This is a genomic window from Streptomyces sp. ME19-01-6, assembly GCF_033793745.1.
In the GTDB taxonomy this organism is placed as follows: Bacteria; Actinomycetota; Actinomycetes; order Streptomycetales; family Streptomycetaceae; genus Streptomyces.
In genome coordinates, this window is record NZ_JARAXF010000143.1 from 1 (window position 1) to 554 (window position 554).

Below are 554 nucleotides of genomic sequence, written 5' to 3' on the forward strand. Positions count from 1 at the left end.
GGGGTGACTTTGCGTCCCATGGCGCGGAAGATTTCGGCGATGGCGTCCACCTCGTGGCGGTCACCGCTGATGACCACGGATGCGGGCGCGTTGACGGCCGCCAGTGACACCTGCCCTTCGCGTCCTGCCAGGTGTTCGTGGAGTTCGTGTGGGTCGGCTTGGAGGGTGGTCATGGCCCCGGTGGTGGGGAGGGTGTGCATGAGGCGGGCGCGGGTGGTGATCAGGCGGGCGGCGTCGGGGAGGGTGAGGATCCCGGCGAGGTGGGCTGCGGTGATCTCACCGAGGGAGTGCCCGGCGTAGTAGTGGGGCTTCAGCCCATATTGTTCGGTGACCAGGCGGTGCAGGGCGGTCTGGAGGGCGAACAGGGCGGGCTGGGCGTAGCGCGTCTGATCCAGCAACTGTGCGGTATCGGTGTCCGGTTCGGCGAACATGACATCCCGCAGGGGCTGGTCGAGGTGTGGGTCGAGGTGTGTGCAGGCTTCGTCGAGGGCTTGGGCGAAGAGGGGGAAGGTGTGGTAGAGCTCGTGTCCCATGCGGGGGCGTTGGGTGCCCTG

Annotated in this window: 1 protein-coding gene; it reads right to left on the minus strand. The window is 67.9% G+C overall.

The genetic code is table 11. The features are described from left to right. Positions 1-533: acyltransferase domain-containing protein (locus tag PV419_RS53050; RefSeq protein ID WP_319701272.1), on the minus strand; the 533-nt coding region annotated here is incomplete at its 3' end. Positions 534-554 lie beyond the last annotated feature (21 nt).